The sequence below is a fragment of the Collinsella sp. An268 genome (genome assembly GCF_002159765.1).
Classification (GTDB): Bacteria; Actinomycetota; Coriobacteriia; order Coriobacteriales; family Coriobacteriaceae; genus Coprousia.
In genome coordinates this window covers 1-16,062 of record NZ_NFJH01000004.1, presented here as the reverse complement: position 1 = coordinate 16,062, position 16,062 = coordinate 1, and the positions used below count along the sequence as shown (strand labels likewise).

The following is a 16,062-nucleotide window of genomic DNA, read 5'->3' as shown; positions in this document are numbered from 1 at the left end:
GGCTTTATCTGGAGGAGATGACGTCATGGAGTTCTCGAAACGACTCGATCAATTTGGCGAGGAGGTCTTCGCCGCGCTCAACCAGAAGCGGCTCGCGCTCGAGGCGGCGGGCCGCACGATTTACAACCTGTCGGTGGGCACACCCGACTTCGCGCCGTACCCGCACGTGATGGCGGCGCTTGCCGATGCGGCGGCGGACCCGGCGGCGTGGAAGTACAGCCTGGGCGACCTGCCCGAGCTCAAGCAGGCCGTCTGCTCGTATTACGAGCGGCGCTTCGGCGTGGCGGGCATCACGCCCGCCATGGTGACATCGTGCGCGGGCACGCAGGAGGGGATGGGCCAGCTCGCGCTCACGCTCCTCGACCCCGGCGACACGGCGCTCGTGCCCGACCCGTGCTACCCCGTGTTCGCGGGCGGCGTGAAGATCGCGGGAGGGGAGTGCGTGTACTACCCGCTTTCAGCCGAGCACGACTTCCTGCCCTATGTGGCGGGCATCGACCCGGCGGCGGCGGACCGCGCGAAGTACCTCGTGGTATCGCTTCCCGCGAACCCGGTGGGGAGCGTGGGCACGTCGGAGGTCTATGACGAGGTCATCGCCTTCGCCCGCGCGCACGACCTCCTCGTCGTGCATGACAACGCCTACTCGGACATCGTCTTCGACGGCCCGCGCGGAGGAAGCTTCCTCGCGCACCCCGGCGCGCTCGATGTCGGCGTGGAGTTCTTCTCGCTCTCCAAGTCGTTCAACGTCACGGGCGCGCGCGTGAGCTTCTTGGTGGGGCGCCCCGATGTGGTCGCCGCCTTTGCCAAGCTCCGCGGGCAGACGGATTTCGGCATGTTCTACCCCATCCAGCGGGCCGCCATCGCCGCCCTCGAGGGGCCGCTCGACGAGGTCGAGCACCAGCGGCATCTCTACCAGGAGCGTCGCGACGCCCTCTGCGACGGCCTCGAGCGCATCGGGTGGGAGCGCCCCAACGCGCACGGCACCATGTTCGTATGGGCGAAGCTCCCCGGCGGCCGCACCGACAGCCTTGCGTTCTCCGAGGAGCTCATGGAGCGCGCGGGCGTGGTGGTGACGCCCGGGGCGAGCTTTGGGCCGCACGGCGAGGGCTACGTGCGCATGGCGCTCGTGCTGCCCCCTGAGGGCCTTGCTGCAGCGGTGTCCGCCATCGAGCGCGCGGGCATCCGCTAGGCCGCCCGCACCCGGGGGCGGGCGCCCCGCCCGTGAGGCCCCGCCCCGCCAGGGCGCCCGCCGTCTGCGGGACGGGCGGGCTACACCGGGGGCGGTTGGGGTAAGAACCGGTACACTAGGGATATATCGCGCCGGCGCGGTGCCGGCAGCCAAAAGGAGGTCAACATGATCAACGATCGTAAAGTCGCCGTCGTGGGGTGCGGGTTCGTCGGCTCCTCGTCCGCGTTCGCGCTCATGCAGAGCGGTCTGTTCTCCGAGATGGTCCTCATTGACGTCGATAAGAACCGCGCCGAGGGCGAGGCGCTCGACATCGCGCACGGCGTTCCGTTTGCGAGCCCGATGAAGATCTACGCGGGCGATTACTCCGACGTGTCGGATGCCGCCATCATCGTCGTCACCGCCGGCGCCGCGCAGAAGCCCGGCGAGACCCGCCTCGACCTCGTCAACAAGAACGTCTCCATCTTCAAGACCATCATCCCCGAGATCCGCAAGAGCGGCTTTGCCGGCGTGCTCCTCATCGTCTCCAACCCCGTCGACGTGCTCACCTACGCCGCCATCCGCATGTCCGGCCTCCCCGAGGGCCAGGTCATCGGTTCCGGCACCGTGCTCGATACGGCGCGCCTCAAGTACATGCTCGGCGCGCACGTGGACGTCGACCCGCGCGACGTGCACGCCTACGTCATGGGCGAGCACGGCGACTCCGAGTTCGTTGCCTGGTCGAGCGCCATGGTCGCCGGTGTGCCGCTCTCCACGTTCTGCGAGCTCCACGGTCACCTCAACCATCGCGAGGCCGAGGAGCGCATCGCCGAGGACGTCAAGAACAGCGCCTACCGCATCATCGAGAAGAAGCGCGCCACCTACTACGGCATCGCCATGAGCGTGAAGCGCATCTGCACCGCCATCATGCGGGACGAGGGGTGCGTCCTGCCCGTCTCGAGCCTCATGGTGGGCGAGTACGGCTTGTCGGACCTCTGCATCTCGCTGCCGACGGTCGTGGGGCGCGACGGCGTGGTCTGCCGCGTACCCGTGTCGCTCAACGACGCCGAGATGGCGCAGCTCAAGGGCTCTTCCGATGCCCTCAAGGCCATCATCGACCAGGTCGATTTCGAGGCCTAGGTGCCGTCTCGCGAGGAGGGGCGCCCGGCGCGTCCCCCTCTGATACCGCCCGCGCAGGCGCCGGGCGGCAAGCACGCGTCCGGCGCGGGGGATGCCTCCGTGCCGGACGCGGCCGCTCAAGAGGGGAACTTCGTCACGTACGCCCAGACGCAACTCGATACGCTCGGCGAGCGACCTCTCTGCGCGGTCGATAGCCTCGTGCTCTCGTGGCTCGCGTACTTCCGCCTGCCGGAGGGCGACCCGGCCTACGCCGGCTTCGCCACCTGGGAGGGGCTGCCCTTGCGAGACCTGCTGCGCGCGGAGGATTTCGGTGCGCTGTTTGGCGACAGCTGGGACCCCGAGGGCAGCCGCGACCTGCTGTTCGCCGTCTGCTCGAGCCCACGTTTTCGTGAGATGCGGGTCGCAGGGTACCGGACGAGCTTCTCGGAGGTCTCCGAGGAGCAGTTCGCAGCCGTCACGTTCCGCCTGCCTGACGGTTCTGTCTACGTGGCCTTCCGGGGGACGGACTCCACGCTCGTTGGGTGGAAGGAAGACTTCAACATGGCCTTCCAGAGCCCCGTGCCGGCTCAGACCTCGGCAGCCGCCTACCTCGCCGAGGCGGCGCGCCGCCTTGCGGGCCCCCTGTACGTGGGCGGTCATTCCAAGGGCGGCAACCTCGCCGTCTACGCCGCCATCATGTGCCCGCACGCGCTGCAGGACCGTATCGTGCAGGCCTTCTCGCACGACGGTCCCGGCTTCAACGAGAACTTCCTGCGCGGCAAGGGCTTCGCTCGCATGCGCGACCGCATCGACAAAACGCTGCCCCGCTCCTCCATCTTCGGCATGATCTTCGAGGATCAGGAGGATTACGCCATCGTCGACAGCACGAGCTTCTCGCTTCTGCAGCACAACCCGTTCTCCTGGGTGGTGGAGGGCGATGACTTCAAGCGGGTCGAGCGCATCTCGGCGGGCGCGCGCTACCTCGATACGACGCTCGCCGCCTGGATGGCGCGCATCACGCCCGAGGAGCGCGGCGAGGTGATCGACACCATCTTCTCCATCTTCGGCGCGACGGACGCGACCTACTTCGCCGATATCCGTGACAACTGGCAGGAGAGCGTGCCCAAGATGCTCGCCGCGGCGGGCTCCGTGCCGCCGGAGACGCGCGACCTCATCAAGCGCGTCATCGGGGCGCTGGTGCGCGCGGCGACGGTGGGCAAGGTCGCCGGCGCGGCGAGCCGGGCGGCGGGCGCCGCAGAGCACTTCTTCGAGGCGGCGTCGCAGGCGGCGAGCGAGCTCTCGCAGCAGATGCCCGGCCCCGGCAGGACCGAGGGACCCTCCGAGGAGGCGCATGCCTCCGCATCCCGCGGCGACGCGTACCGGCGCGCCCTCGTGCACGACCCGACCGTCCCCTTCGACGAGGCGGCCCTCCAGCGCCTCGAGCGCCTGGCGGAACTCTATCGCAAAGACTGACGGCGCCGCGGGCAACCGCGTATACTAGGTTGCCGTTGCATCGCCGCGCGCGGCCCTCTCCGCCACCCGCGGCGCCCCTCCGCCCCCGACCATGGCAAAGGACCCGTATATGCAGATCAACCATGCCATCTTGCACGTGCTCGACTTCGACTCCTCCGTGAACGTGTTCTCCGAGCGCGAGCTCGCCCTCGACACCCGCGCCGTTCGCTCGTTTGTGACCAAGCACCTCGCGCGCGCCCGCTCCGCCGCCGACAACCGCCGCGGCGCGTTCGCGCCAGATAGCGCCTTCGCCGGCGAGCTCAAGGGTTATTTCTTCGGCGAGCGCGACTTCCTCGACCTGTCGCAGCAGGTGGCGGAGTTTCTCGCCGGAGAGCTCTCGCGCGCCGAGAAGCTCGAGTCGACCGACGTGCTCGTGGCGGATTTCGACGATGACGACGACGTCCGGTGGTTCGCCATCCTTCTGCTGACGAGCCGCATGGCCTTCATGCACGAGGTCGAGAACGGGGGAGGAGCGCCCTCCTGCGACATCGCGCGCCACTACGCCATCCTGCCCGCCCCGTCGCAGAAGCTCACCTCCTATGCGCTCGTGCGCGCGAGCTCGCTCGAGGTGTTCTACCAAGACAAGCCGCGCACCATCGCCGGCGCCGAGCGCATGCTCATTCCCGAAGGGCTCCTCCAGTGCAGCGAGGGGGTCTCGAGCAAGCAGGTCATCGACACCGTGGCGCGCGTGGTGGCCGAGGTGGCGGAGGAGCACGGCGCCAACACGGCGACGGCGCTCGCCGCGGCGAAGGCCGCTATGGTGGAGGCGGTCGAGGCCGACGAGGAGCTGCCGCCCTGGGATGTGGTGGATGAGGCGTTTGAAGACGAGCCGGTGCTCCGCGACGCCGTCAAGCAGGCGCTTCGCGAGGAGCAGGTACCCGAGCGCGTGCCGGTGGAGCGCGCCCAGGTCGAGCGAGCTGCCGTGCGCAACGTCAAGATCCGCACGGACACGGGGATCGAGATCACGATTCCTGCCGAGATGGCGAATAACGCCGAGTACGTGAATTTCGTCAACGAGCCCAACGGTCTCATCTCCATCGAGCTCAAGAACATCGGGAGCATCCAGAACCGGTAAGGTCCGAACAGGCTCGGGCGGCTGCGGGGTGCGGACGATTTCCTGGGAGGCGCGGGCGGCCCGCATGCCCCCTTGGGGCCCTGGGGAGGGGATGGGCCGCCGGCTGGGCGAGGTCTTCCAAAAGACGGCGCCCCGGCCTGCGCGTTGCCAGGTCGGGGCGCCTCGTCGACGCATCGCGGTGCGCCGGTCGTTCCGGTGGAGCGGCTGTCTCGCGCGTCGAGCTGCCTCCGGCACCGGCTGGCGGCACCGGAGGCAGGCCGGTTACAGCTGGCGGAGACCCTCTTCGAGACCCGTCTTGCTGTCCGTCTTCTCGTCGCGCTCCTTGATGACGCGCGCGGGCACGCCGGCGACGACCATGCCGTCCGGCACGTCCTCGGTCACCACGGCGCCGGCGGCGACGACGGCGCGCGCACCCACGCGCACGCCTTCGAGCACCACGGCGTTGGCGCCGATCATGACGTCGTCTTCGATGATCACGGGCGTGGCGCTCGCGGGCTCCACCACGCCGGCGAGCACGGTGCCGGCGCCGATGTGGCACCGCTTGCCCACCGTGGCGCGGCCGCCCAGCACGGCGCCCATGTCGATCATGGTGCCCTCGCCGATGACGGCGCCGATGTTCACGATGGCGCCCATCATGATGACGGCGTTATCGCCGATCTCCACCTGGTCGCGGATGATGGCGCCGGGCTCGATGCGGGCGTTGACGCCCTTCAGGTCGAGCAGCGGCACGGCGGAGTTGCGGCAGTCGTTCTCGATCTCGACGCTCTTGATCTTCTTCTTGTTGCGCGCAAGCACGGGCTCAAGATCGGCCCAGTTTCCAAAGACGAGGCGGCACTTGCGGTCGCCGTAGACGCGCACGGGGTCCTGGGCGCCCTCGCCCGCTCCCGCGGCCCAGTCGATGGTGGCGCCGCGCTTCTCGCGGACGGTGAGCTTGACGGGCGTCTTCTTGGGGGCGCTCGCAATGAAGTCGATGATCTCCTGTGCGTTCATGGGTGAGGTCTCCTAACCGAACATGATCTGGTCGAACGTGTAGAACCCGGGGTCGCGGCCGATGAGCTTCTGCGCGGCGGCAAGTGCGCCGTGGACAAAGATCTCGCGGCTCTCGGCGCGGTGCGTGAGGGTGAGCTCCTCGCTGGGACCGAAGAAGTGCACCTCGTGCACGCCCGCGACGGTGCCTCCGCGCAGTGCATGCACCCCCACCTCGCGGGCATCGCGTGCGCCGCACATGCCGGAGCGCCCGTATACGGGGGCGTATACGCCGTCGCCTGCGGCCTCGTGGGCGCCCACGACCTCGTCGAGGAGCATCTTGGCGGTGCCGGAGGGGGCGTCGGCCTTCTGGTTGTGGTGCGTCTCCACGATCTCGACGTCAAAGGCGGGAAGCTCGCGCGTCGCCTGCGCGACGAGGTGGCGGAGCGCCGCCACGCCGAGGGAGTAGTTGCCGGACCAGAGCACGGGCGCGCCCTCGCCCAGCGCGCGCAGCTCGGCCATCTGCGCCTCGCTATAGCCCGTGGTGCCCGAGACGAGGGCGCAGCCGCAGCGGCGCACGTAGGCGGCGACGGCCTCAAACGTCGCGACGTTGGAGAAGTCGATGAGCGCGTCGGCGGCAGGGGCGCCCTCGAGCTCCGTCAGGTCGAAGCCGATCTGCGCTACAACCTCGAAGACGGGCTCGCCAGCCTCGTCGCGCGCCGCCTCGGCGAGACGGCGGATGAGCGAGCCCATGCGGCCCGCCCCCATGATGACGATCTTATGCAAGGATGCCAGCTCCCTTCATGGCCTCGACCAGCTGGGCGCGCGTGCCCTCGGCCATGGGGCAGAGCGGCAGGCGGTAGTTGCGTCCTATCATACCCATCTGCGCCAGAGCCTCCTTGACGGGGATGGGGTTCACTTCGCTAAAGAGCGCGTGCACGAGCGGCAGGCCCGCGATCTGGATGGCGCGGGCGCGCGCGACGTCGCCGTCCGCAAAGGCGCGCACCATGTCGTGCACGAGCGCGGGCTGGACGTTCGCCCAGACCGAGATGACGCCCGAGGCGCCGAGGCTCATGAGCGGCACGACCATGTCGTCGTTGCCCGAGAACATCTTGAAGTCGGGACCGAGGGTGTGGGCGATGTCCGCCGCGTAGGCGATGGAGCCCGAGGCCTCCTTGATGGCCATGACGTTCTCGTGCGCGGCCAGGCGCTCGACGTTTCTCACGCTGATGGAGCAGCCCGTGCGCCCGGGGATGTTGTAGAGGATGCACGGCACGTCGACGGCGTCGGCCACCGTGGCGAGGTGGCGGTAGATGCCCTCCTCGTTGGCCTTGTTGTAGTAGGGCGTGATGATGAGGAGGCCGTCGGCGCCGAGTCGCTGGTAGGAGAGCGACTTCGCGAGCATCGTCTGGGTGGAGTTGGAGCCCGAGCCCGCGATGACGGGTATGCGGCCGCTCACGCGCTCCACCACAAAGGCGCAGACGGCGTCGTCCTCCGCGTCGGTCATCGTCGAGCTCTCGCCCGTGGTGCCGAGGGTGAGGATGGCGTCGGTGCCGGCTTCGAGGTGGAAGTCCACCAAGCGGCCGAGCGCCTCGAAGTCGACGTCGCCGTCGGCGGTGAACGGCGTCACGAGCGCGACGATCGAGCCCTCCAGGTTGCGGATGTCCATAGGGTTACTCCTTTCCGTCTGTCGGCGCGCCCATGGTGCGGTGCCGCGCGGCGCAGGCGATCACGGCGCGGCCGTCTGCGGTCGCGTCCAGGGTTGCGAGGTAGTCGAGCGGCGTCTCCGCCCGACGTATGAGTTCGCTCGTGCCATCGGTGTGGAGGAGAACCTCGGCCGAGCGCAGGCGCGCGTTGTAGTTGTAGCCCATGGAGTGGCCGTGGGCGCCGGTGTCGTGGATGACGATGAGGTCGCCGATCGCTGCCTCGGGCAGGTGCCGGTCGATGGCGAACTTGTCGTTGTTCTCGCATAGGCCGCCCGTCACGTCGTAGACGCGCGTCGCGGGCGCGTGGGTCTTGTCCGGCCCGCCCGCTTGGCCCACCACAGTCACATGGTGGTAGGCGCCGTACATGGCGGGACGCATGAGGTCGGCCGCGCAGGCGTCGACGCCGAGGTAGTCCTTGTAGATGCGCTTCTCGTGCAGCACGCGCGTGACGAGGCAGCCGTACGGTCCCGTCACAAAGCGGCCCATCTCGGTGAAGATGGCGACATCGCCCATGCCCGCCGGCACGAGGATGTCCTCGTACGCCCGGCGCACGCCCGCGCCGATCACGCGGATGTCGTTGCCCGCCTGGCCGGGCTCGTAGGGGATGCCCACCCCGCCCGAGAGGTTGACGAAGGCGACGTGCGCCCCCGTCTCGCGCTCGAGGCGCACCGCGAGGTCGAAGAGAATGCGCGCGAGCGCGGGGTAGTAGTCGTTCGTGACCGTGTTGGAGGCAAGAAACGCGTGGATGCCGAAGTGCTCGGCGCCGCGTGCCCTGAGCATCCGGAACGCCTCGAAGAGCTGCTCCTCGGTCATGCCGTACTTGGAGTCGCCCGGGTTGTCCATGATGCCGTTGGCGAGGCGGAAGAGACCGCCCGGGTTGAAGCGGCAGCTCACAGTCTGGGGGACGGGCCCCGCGACCTCCTCGAAAAACGGGATATGCGAGATGTCGTCGAAGTTGACGATGGCGCCGAGCTCGCGTGCGAGGCGAAAGTCGGCGGCGGGGGTGTCGTTGGAGGAGAACATGATTCCCGGACCCGTCACGCCCACGCCCTCGGCGATCATGAGCTCGGTTGCGCTCGAGCAGTCGAGCCCGCAGCCGAGGCCGGTGAGGATTTTGATGAGGGTGGGGTTGGGGTTCGCCTTGACCGCGAAGTACTCCTTAAAGCCCGGGTTCCAGCTGAAGGCCTCGTGGATCGCCTCGACGTTGGCGCGGATGCCCGCCTCGTCGTACAGGTGGAAGGGGGTGGGGTAGCGCTCGGCCAGGGCGACGAGTTGGTCTTTGGACACAAACGGCTGCTTGGCCGTATAGGCGGCGGTGGCCGCGTCGTTGGCGCACTCAGACATGCGAGCTCCTTCTCGAGTAGCGCTCCTGCAGATGGCAGACAGTCCCGCGGGTGTTCCCCGCGGGCCCACCCGGTGCCCGCGCCCGGGCGCCCGAGTTCGGCGGGGTCGCCTCGCCGCGGGGTCGCTGCCTGCCGGCTCGCCCGCGATTCATCTCGCCCGCTCCTCTATCGAGTTTAGCCACTGTAGCACACCGTGTCGCGCGCACTCAAGCGGCAGGCGCGTCCGCACCGGCATGTTTCCGCAGGATTTCCCCGTCCGACGCCGTACAATGGAGGACCGTAGAGCCTCATGTTCCGTTTGAGCGGCACGACTGCCCCGTGCCCGTATCCAAGGAGAGCCCCATGTCCCCGAAACCCGTGTTCCTGCCGCCCTCATTCCCGCAGGGCGCCCTAGACGAGGTCACGCGCTACCGGCGCGACCTTCACCGCATCCCCGAGCTGGACGACGACCTGCCCCGGACCATCTCCTATATAAAGGGCGTGCTCGGCGCGCTCTCGTGCACGGTCACCGAGCCCTGCCCGAGCGCCGTCGCCGCATACTTCGACCTGGGGCGCGCGACGACGGTGGCCATCCGCGCGGACATGGACGCACTGCCCGTCACCGAGGCGACCGGCCTGCCGTTTGCGAGCACCCATGCGGGCTGCATGCACGCCTGCGGGCACGACGGCCACATGGCCATGGCGCTCGCGGCGGCGACGTGGGTCGACCGCGTCGTCGCCGGCGCGGAGCCCGGCTGCCCGTCCGATTGCCTGCCCAGAAACGTCCTCTTTATCTTCCAGCCCGCGGAGGAGACGACGGGCGGCGCCAAGCGCGTGTGCGAGAGCGGCGTCTTCGAGCGCACGGCGACCGAGCGCATCTTCGGCTTCCACCTCTGGCCCGATCTGCCCACCGGCACGGTCGCATCCCGCCCCGGCGCGCTCCTCGCGCGCTCGAGCGAGACCACGCTCGCGTTCCACGGGGTATCCAGCCACATCGCGAAATGGCGCGAGGGGCGCGACGCGCTCGGCGCGGCGGCGCGCTTCGTGGTGGGGTCCAAGTGGCTTGCCAACCGGCTCGCGCAGGACGAGCCCATGACGGTGCGTTTCGGGCGCCTCGAGGCGGGGACGGTGCGCAACGCCGTGGCGGCCGAGGCGCGGGTCGAGGGGAGCCTGCGCGTGTTCTCCGATGCGATGTTCGACCGGGCGCGCGCCGAGCTGCGCGCCCTCGCCCAGACGGCGGCGGAAGAGGAGGGCGTGACCTTCGACCTGACGTTTTCGGAGGGGTATCCGCCCGTCGTCAACGATGAGGCGCTGTACGCGCAGGTCGCGCGCGCCCTACCCGATCTCGGGCGTGTTCCCGAGCCGTTGCTCATCGCTGAGGACTTCGCGTTTTACCAGCGCCATCTCCCGGGGGTGTTCCTGCTTCTCGGTACGGGCACGGGCATCCCGCTCCATGCGGACACGTTCACGTTCGACGAGTCGGTGCTGCTCGCCGGCGTCGCCGTTTACCAGCGCCTTCTCCAGACGGCATAGAGCTCGCCGGCCATGGATGGAGAAGCGATTGGAGAGGCGATCCCCTCCCCAGAGAGGGGGTTATTAATTCTAGTGCCTAGTTTGAGGAGGGTAGGGCGAGTAGCCGAGAAATCATGCGACCTTCCTACCTGCGCTTTTCTTAACGCACCGCATCCGGTGTACTTTGGGAGGGGGCGCTAAACTAGACACTAGAATGAATGACCCCCCGTTCCCCTGTGCGGGAGGGTGAGATGTGCCGCTGCGGACGGGGCGCCCTGGTTTCAGGTTGCGGCCCCTTGGGGCGCGGCTCCGCTGCCGGCCCCTCTTCCCGGCAGGGGACGGGCCGGCGCGCTGTCCGTCGCAGGTCGCGTTGCCGTCGCGCCTTCATCTCGTGGATTTGCCTTTCTGCGGGAGATAGCGCCCTGCGGCGCCCGCGCCCTCCAATTGCGCGTATCATAGGCTCGTTTGCAGGTATCGACGCGCCCCGGCGCGTCGAACCGCGTGTGAAGAAGGGGACGGAGGCAAAAGGCCATGGTCATGAAGCTCGCGGCGTTCGTCATCTCGGGCATCTACCGTCTGTTTGCGCTCTTCCCCCAGCGCAAGAAGATCGCGCTGCTCTCGCGCCAGTCGGCGCGGCCCTTCGATTTCGAGCTGCTCGAGCCGGCGCTCGCCAAGGCGGTCCCCGGCTACCAGATCGTATGGTGCTGCGTCGCGCACGGCGGCGAGATGACCGTAACGCTCATGCTCAAGCAGCTCTGGCACGTCGCCACGGCAACGATCTGCCTGGTCGACGGCTATGTGCCGGCCGTTTCCATCCCTAAGGGGCCGCGGCGCAGCTCGTGCATCCAGCTCTGGCATGCGCTCGGCGCCGTCAAGAAGTTCGGCTTCCAGTCGCTCCACACCGCCGCGGGCCGCTCGCCCGAGGCGGCGCGCGCCTTCTCCATGCACGCGGGCTACGACTGCATCGTGGCGGGCTTCACGGGGGCGGTCCCGGCATTTGCCGAGGCGTTCGGCTACGGCGAGGACGCCTTTCGCGCCATCGGTCTGCCGCGCTGCGACTACCTCCTGCGCGCCCAGTACGCCGACGAGCGCGCTGCTCGGAGCGCGCACCTGGCAGCGAGAATCGCGGCTCTGCCGGCGCCGGCAGCCGATGCGGCCCCGGCGGGGGAGCGCGCCGGCGCCGCGGAGCGCCCCGTGGTGCTCTACGCGCCGACGTTTCGCAAGAACAACGCCAACGCCGCCTGGCTGGCCGACGCCGTGTGCGCGCTCGATGCGGCGCTGCCCGCCTCCGCCGTGCTCGCCGTATCGGCCCATCCGCTCGACGTGGAGCACCTCGAGGGCCGCGCGCTCACCGACCGCGTGCTCGTGGTGCACGACACGGCAACCATCGACGCACTCGCCGTGGCGGACTACGTGGTGACCGACTACTCTGCCGTGGCTTTCGAGGCCCTGCTCGCCTCCAAGAAGACCTACTTCTACGTGCCGGATATCGAGGAGTACCGCATTTCGCCCGGCCTTAACGTCGACCCGCTGACCGATGCGCCGACAATCTCGACCGCAGACGCGGCCGATCTTGCGGCTCGCATCGCGGACGATATCCGGACGGGCTCGTACGACGCGGCGGGTGCCACGGCGTTCGCGCGCTCCTACGGCATCGAGCCCGACCCGACCTACTGCGCCGTCGACGCCATCGTCGCGGTCATCCGTACCTACATCGAGAAATAGAGGACCGCCATGGCCGAGCTGATGACAACAGGGACGATCGCCGGGGGTGAGCGCGCCTCCGCCTCCGCACTCGCACCGGCGGGGGCTTCCCTCGAGGGGCCGCGCGTCCTTATCGAGCAGACGCCCGGTTTTGCGGCAGCGCACCCGCATGTGGGCGTGCGCCGCGTCCTCACCTACGGCACGTTCGACCTTCTGCACTACGGGCACATCCGCCTGCTGCAGCGCGCGGCGGCTCTCGGCGACTACCTCATCGTGGCGCTCTCCACCGACGAGTTCAACGCGAGCAAGGGCAAGCGGAGCTTCTACCCCTATGAGGTGCGCCGCGAGATGCTCGAAGCCATCCGCTACGTGGACCTCGTGATCCCCGAGAGCTGCTGGGAGCAGAAGCGCTCCGATGTGGAGACCTATCGGGTCGATGTCGTCTGCATGGGGAGCGACTGGTCGGGCGACCCGCGTTTCGAGGACCTGCGCGACCTGTGCGACGTCGTGTATCTCGACCGTACGGACGGCATCTCCACCACCGATGTAAAGAGCCGCCTCAAAGGCTAGGCCACCCAAGGCGTCCTCGTTGCGACCCCGCTCGCGCGCGTGGTGTCAAAACATGTCAAAGCGCCTCCGCCTCTGCCCGCCCCGTGCAAAAAACGTTTCCGACTGCGCGACCGCATGCAACGCCCGCGCGGATCGCGGGCATACTGGGATATGTCTGTTGCAACCTAGCGAGAGGAGCTATACATGGCATTTCCTGAGGGTTTCCTGTGGGGCGGAGCTACTGCTGCCAACCAGTGCGAGGGCGCATGGGATGTTGACGGCCGCGGACCGGCCGAGACCGACATGCTCACGGGCGGCACGGTCGACACCCCGCGCATGCTGACCTACCGCATGCCCGACGGCACCGAGGGCGCCGTGCCCCAGTGGGATGGCCTGCCCAAGGGCGCCAAGCTCGCCGTGCTCGACGGATATCTCTATCCCAACCACGACGGCATCGACTTCTACCATCACTACAAGGAGGACATCGCGCTCTTTGCCGAGATGGGCTTCAAGCAGTACCGCATGTCCATCTCCTGGAGCCGTATCTACCCCAAAGGCATCGAGGACGAGCCCAACCGGGCGGGCCTCGACTTCTACCGCAACGTGTTTTTGGAGCTCCAGAAGTACGGCATCGAGCCGCTCGTGACCATGTGGCACTTCGACACCCCCAACTATATCGAGGAGGAGCTCGGCGGTTGGGAGAACCACGACACGATCGCGCTCTTTGACAAGTACGCCAAGACGATCCTGACCGAGTACAAGGGCCTCGTGAAGAACTGGCTCACCTTCAACGAGATCAACAACACTATCTCGTTCCTCGGTATGATGGCCCCCGCCACCGACGAGCAGTTCCAGGGCGCCTACCAGCACCTGCACAACAAGTTCGTCGCGAGCGCGCACGCCGTCAAGATGGCGCACGAGATCGACCCCTCCTACAAAGTGGGCTGCATGATCTGTGGCATCGTCGACTACCCGCTCACGCCTGACCCCGACGACGTGATTGCCAACCGCTACATGTGGGAGAAGAGCCTCTTCTACTGCGGCGACGTTCAGTGCAAGGGTAAGTACGGCACCTATGCCAAGCGCCTGTGGGACGAGCACAACGTGAAGCTCGAGATCACCGATCAGGACCTCAAGGATCTCGCCGAGGGCCCGGTGGACTTCTATACCTTCAGCTACTATCAGTCCGCCTGCGTGACCACGCACACCGATGCCGAGACCACCAAGGGCAACATGACCATCGGCGCCAAGAACCCCTACCTCACGGCATCCGATTGGGGCTGGCAGATCGACCCCAAGGGTCTGCGCTACTTCCTCGAGCTCATCTACGATCGCTACGAGAAGCCGCTCATGGTCGTGGAGAACGGCCTTGGCGCGTACGACGACCTCGTTGAGGGCGAGAACGGCGAGATGACCGTTCACGACAAGTACCGCATCGACTACCTGCGCGAGCACGTGAAGGAGATGGAGATCGCCATCGAGCACGGTGTCGACCTTATCGGCTACACCACGTGGGGCTGCATCGACCTCGTCTCCGCCGGCACCGGCGAGATGCGCAAGCGCTACGGCTTCATCTACGTCGACAAGAACGACGACGGCACGGGCACCATGGCGCGCTACAAGAAGGACTCGTTCGCCTGGTATAAGAAGGTCATCGCCTCAAACGGCGCCGACATCGCCTAACGGCGTCTGCCAGCACGCATCCAGACGGCAATAGAGGGACGGCAGCCGGGCCCCGGCATTTTTCCGGGGCACGGCTGCCGTCTCCGGTGTAAGCGCCTGTCTGCGTTCCAGCGCCTTTCGACGTAGGGCTGGGGGCTATGTCGACGGCGAGGCCGTGCCGCTCGTGTGGTGACGCCTCGTTCCCGTGTGCGGATGCGCCACTTTTGCGTGTCTGGAGATGGGCGGAAGTGGCTTTCTCGCACACGGGAACGGCGCTTCGGGAATGGCGCTTCGGAACGCCGCTGGGCCCGTACCCCGCGTGACGAGGGCGCCTGCCGACTACAGCGCACGGGTTGTGGCATGAGGGCGGCATGGGCTCGCCGCCCCCTGCACACGAGTTACAGCGCCTCCTCGGGCGCGCCTGCGTCCGAGCGCGTGAGGTGCGCGATGTGGGCGAGAAGGGGCAGGTGGCGGTTCAGCACGTTCACGATGCGCCCCACGATGACGGCGGAGACCACGGTGCCCACACCGACGCCCGCGACGCGCCCCAACAGCAGAAGCGAGAGCGCGAGGGCGATGACGACGAGCGAGGTGTCGAAGGCGGCCTTGCACGAGCCGAAGGGCTTCTGCGTGACGGCGTTGATGGCGCGGACGATGCCCTCGCCCGGCACGAGGATGACGTTGGGCGCGACCTCGATGGCGATGCCGAGGGCGAGAAGCGCGCAACCGATGAGCAGCGCCGCCGCCTGCGCCGCGACGTTGGGGAGGGCAAGCGCCGTCAAGAGCGCGGAGCTCACATCGATGAGCGAGCTGAACACGATGTTGACGACGACCTGCAGAAACTGGATCGGGCGAAAATCGCGCCGCAGCAGCGCGACCTGCGCCACGATGAAGAGCATGTTGACGATAAAGGTGAAGGCGCCGAACGAGAGGCCGGTCGCCTCGGCGAGGACGTAGGCCACGCACGAGATGGCGCCGACGCCGAGGTCCGACTTGGCGATGAGCGCGATGGCGAACGAGTTGATACTGACGCCGAGCACGAACCACAGGTAGCGCTGGACGAGGTGCTCGCGGCGGATGGCCTCGCGGCGCGAGCGGGCGGCGGGGCGCGATGCGTTTCGGGCGGTCATGTTACGCGGCACCTCCCATCGCCTTGAGGTTGCGAATGACGCGCGCCATGAGGTCGGAGAGCTGCGCACGCTCCTCGGGCGAGAGGCCCGCGAGCGCGACCTCGTCCACCTGCGCCGCGTTGTCGGCGGCGGTGTGCGAGAGAGCGGCCCCGCGCTCGGTGAGGAGCACGCAGGCCTCGCGACGGTTGTCGGTGCGGACGCGGCGGACGATCAGGCCGTCTGCCTCCATGCGGGAGAGCAGGCTCGCGATAGTCGATTTGTCGAGCGCGCAGCCCTCGCCGATCTCTTTTTGCGTGCAGCCGTTGTGCGTGGTGAGGTATTGCAGGATCTTCGGCTGGCCGGGGGTGAGGCCCGCCGCGCGGGTGAGATGGGTGATGGCGCGGTTGGAATGGGCGAACGCAATCATAAGCTGCCAGTCGATGTTGCGCTCCCAGGGGTCGATGGTGGGCACGGTCCTCCTCTATATAGTTTGTAATAAAACTGTTTGAATACAAACTATAAGGGATGGCGCTGTCTGTCAAGAGGGGAGCGCGCAGACGATATGAGCTGAACATTGGGCCCTCCCCCTGTCGCGGATCCGTGGGTCGGGCGACAATGGTCGTACCACCAACCGTGGCCGCGCGCCACATGCGACGGAGGA

14 protein-coding genes and 1 riboswitch are annotated in these 16,062 nt (G+C 67.9%); of the genes, 8 read left to right on the top strand and 6 right to left on the bottom strand.

From position 1 onward, the window contains the following. Nucleotides 1-25 precede the first annotated feature (25 nt). The 4 genes from B5F70_RS04155 to B5F70_RS04140 all read left to right on the top strand — a co-directional run bounded on the left by B5F70_RS04155 (nucleotide 26) and on the right by B5F70_RS04140 (nucleotide 4,871). A complete protein-coding gene (locus B5F70_RS04155) occupies nucleotides 26-1,189 on the top strand; it encodes an aminotransferase class I/II-fold pyridoxal phosphate-dependent enzyme (protein ID WP_087204311.1) in 1,164 nt (387 codons plus the stop codon). A 165-nt stretch (nucleotides 1,190-1,354) separates the two neighbouring features. Next, complete coding sequence (locus B5F70_RS04150; protein ID WP_087204310.1) at nucleotides 1,355-2,305, top strand: L-lactate dehydrogenase; 951 nt, start codon at nucleotides 1,355-1,357, stop codon at nucleotides 2,303-2,305. Nucleotides 2,306-2,404: 99 nt separating this feature from the next. Beyond that, on the top strand, nucleotides 2,405-3,757 hold the full coding sequence (locus B5F70_RS04145) for an Mbeg1-like protein (RefSeq protein ID WP_087204309.1): 1,353 nt from the start codon (nucleotides 2,405-2,407) through the stop codon (nucleotides 3,755-3,757). 109 nt (nucleotides 3,758-3,866) lie between these two features. After that, complete coding sequence (locus B5F70_RS04140) at nucleotides 3,867-4,871, top strand: nucleoid-associated protein (RefSeq protein ID WP_087204308.1); 1,005 nt, start codon at nucleotides 3,867-3,869, stop codon at nucleotides 4,869-4,871. 261 nt (nucleotides 4,872-5,132) lie between these two features. Here the strand turns inward: B5F70_RS04140 and dapD are convergent, their stop codons facing one another. Genes dapD through B5F70_RS04120 form a run of 4 tightly spaced genes read right to left on the bottom strand, consistent with a single transcriptional unit; the run spans nucleotide 5,133 to nucleotide 8,887 of the window. Further along, nucleotides 5,133-5,861 carry a 2,3,4,5-tetrahydropyridine-2,6-dicarboxylate N-acetyltransferase gene (gene dapD / locus B5F70_RS04135; RefSeq protein ID WP_087204307.1) on the bottom strand — a complete coding sequence of 243 codons (729 nt, stop codon included), beginning with the start codon at nucleotides 5,859-5,861 and terminating at the stop codon, nucleotides 5,133-5,135. 12 nt (nucleotides 5,862-5,873) lie between these two features. After that, nucleotides 5,874-6,623: a 4-hydroxy-tetrahydrodipicolinate reductase gene (gene dapB / locus B5F70_RS04130; protein WP_239463565.1), complete on the bottom strand. Its 750-nt coding sequence runs from the start codon at nucleotides 6,621-6,623 to the stop codon at nucleotides 5,874-5,876. Beyond that, the gene (gene dapA / locus B5F70_RS04125; protein WP_087204306.1) at nucleotides 6,616-7,506 is read right to left on the bottom strand and encodes a 4-hydroxy-tetrahydrodipicolinate synthase; all 891 of its coding nucleotides are present in this window, start codon (nucleotides 7,504-7,506) and stop codon (nucleotides 6,616-6,618) included. The genes dapB and dapA overlap by 8 nt, the downstream gene beginning before the upstream one ends. Before the next feature lie 4 nt (nucleotides 7,507-7,510). Then, on the bottom strand, nucleotides 7,511-8,887 hold the full coding sequence (locus B5F70_RS04120) for a diaminopimelate decarboxylase (protein ID WP_087204305.1): 1,377 nt from the start codon (nucleotides 8,885-8,887) through the stop codon (nucleotides 7,511-7,513). A 9-nt stretch (nucleotides 8,888-8,896) separates the two neighbouring features. Continuing rightward, a riboswitch (Lysine riboswitch) is annotated at nucleotides 8,897-9,062 on the bottom strand. Nucleotides 9,063-9,228: 166 nt separating this feature from the next. On the opposite strand from B5F70_RS04120, the gene B5F70_RS04115 reads away from it, so the two are divergent. The 4 genes from B5F70_RS04115 to B5F70_RS04100 all read left to right on the top strand — a co-directional run bounded on the left by B5F70_RS04115 (nucleotide 9,229) and on the right by B5F70_RS04100 (nucleotide 14,313). Continuing rightward, a complete protein-coding gene (locus B5F70_RS04115) occupies nucleotides 9,229-10,398 on the top strand; it encodes an amidohydrolase (protein ID WP_087204304.1) in 1,170 nt (389 codons plus the stop codon). Nucleotides 10,399-10,908: 510 nt separating this feature from the next. Then, nucleotides 10,909-12,102 (top strand): CDP-glycerol glycerophosphotransferase family protein, encoded by a 1,194-nt coding sequence (locus tag B5F70_RS04110; RefSeq protein WP_087204303.1) that lies wholly within the window; start codon nucleotides 10,909-10,911, stop codon nucleotides 12,100-12,102. Nucleotides 12,103-12,111: 9 nt separating this feature from the next. Next, nucleotides 12,112-12,651 (top strand): glycerol-3-phosphate cytidylyltransferase, encoded by a 540-nt coding sequence (gene tagD / locus B5F70_RS04105; RefSeq protein WP_343283720.1) that lies wholly within the window; start codon nucleotides 12,112-12,114, stop codon nucleotides 12,649-12,651. A 183-nt stretch (nucleotides 12,652-12,834) separates the two neighbouring features. After that, on the top strand, nucleotides 12,835-14,313 hold the full coding sequence (locus B5F70_RS04100) for a family 1 glycosylhydrolase (RefSeq protein ID WP_087204302.1): 1,479 nt from the start codon (nucleotides 12,835-12,837) through the stop codon (nucleotides 14,311-14,313). 377 nt (nucleotides 14,314-14,690) lie between these two features. On the opposite strand, the gene B5F70_RS04095 is transcribed toward B5F70_RS04100, so the two are convergent. Then, nucleotides 14,691-15,422 (bottom strand): DUF6198 family protein, encoded by a 732-nt coding sequence (locus B5F70_RS04095; protein ID WP_206383498.1) that lies wholly within the window; start codon nucleotides 15,420-15,422, stop codon nucleotides 14,691-14,693. Between the two features lies 1 nt (nucleotide 15,423). Next, nucleotides 15,424-15,873 carry a MarR family winged helix-turn-helix transcriptional regulator gene (locus B5F70_RS04090; protein ID WP_087204301.1) on the bottom strand — a complete coding sequence of 150 codons (450 nt, stop codon included), beginning with the start codon at nucleotides 15,871-15,873 and terminating at the stop codon, nucleotides 15,424-15,426. Nucleotides 15,874-16,062 lie beyond the last annotated feature (189 nt).

Excerpts from the sequence above, each read along its gene's own strand:
- B5F70_RS04155 (WP_087204311.1), top strand. The coding sequence starts at position 26 with ATGGAGTTCTCGAAACGACTCGATCAATTTGGCGAGGAGGTCTTCGCC.
- B5F70_RS04150 (WP_087204310.1), top strand. The coding sequence starts at position 1,355 with ATGATCAACGATCGTAAAGTCGCCGTCGTGGGGTGCGGGTTCGTCGGC.
- B5F70_RS04140 (WP_087204308.1), top strand. The coding sequence starts at position 3,867 with ATGCAGATCAACCATGCCATCTTGCACGTGCTCGACTTCGACTCCTCC.
- dapD (WP_087204307.1), bottom strand. The coding sequence starts at position 5,861 with ATGAACGCACAGGAGATCATCGACTTCATTGCGAGCGCCCCCAAGAAG.
- dapA (WP_087204306.1), bottom strand. The coding sequence starts at position 7,506 with ATGGACATCCGCAACCTGGAGGGCTCGATCGTCGCGCTCGTGACGCCG.
- B5F70_RS04120 (WP_087204305.1), bottom strand. The coding sequence starts at position 8,887 with ATGTCTGAGTGCGCCAACGACGCGGCCACCGCCGCCTATACGGCCAAG.
- B5F70_RS04115 (WP_087204304.1), top strand. The coding sequence starts at position 9,229 with ATGTCCCCGAAACCCGTGTTCCTGCCGCCCTCATTCCCGCAGGGCGCC.
- B5F70_RS04110 (WP_087204303.1), top strand. The coding sequence starts at position 10,909 with ATGGTCATGAAGCTCGCGGCGTTCGTCATCTCGGGCATCTACCGTCTG.
- tagD (WP_343283720.1), top strand. The coding sequence starts at position 12,112 with ATGGCCGAGCTGATGACAACAGGGACGATCGCCGGGGGTGAGCGCGCC.
- B5F70_RS04100 (WP_087204302.1), top strand. The coding sequence starts at position 12,835 with ATGGCATTTCCTGAGGGTTTCCTGTGGGGCGGAGCTACTGCTGCCAAC.
- B5F70_RS04095 (WP_206383498.1), bottom strand. The coding sequence starts at position 15,422 with ATGACCGCCCGAAACGCATCGCGCCCCGCCGCCCGCTCGCGCCGCGAG.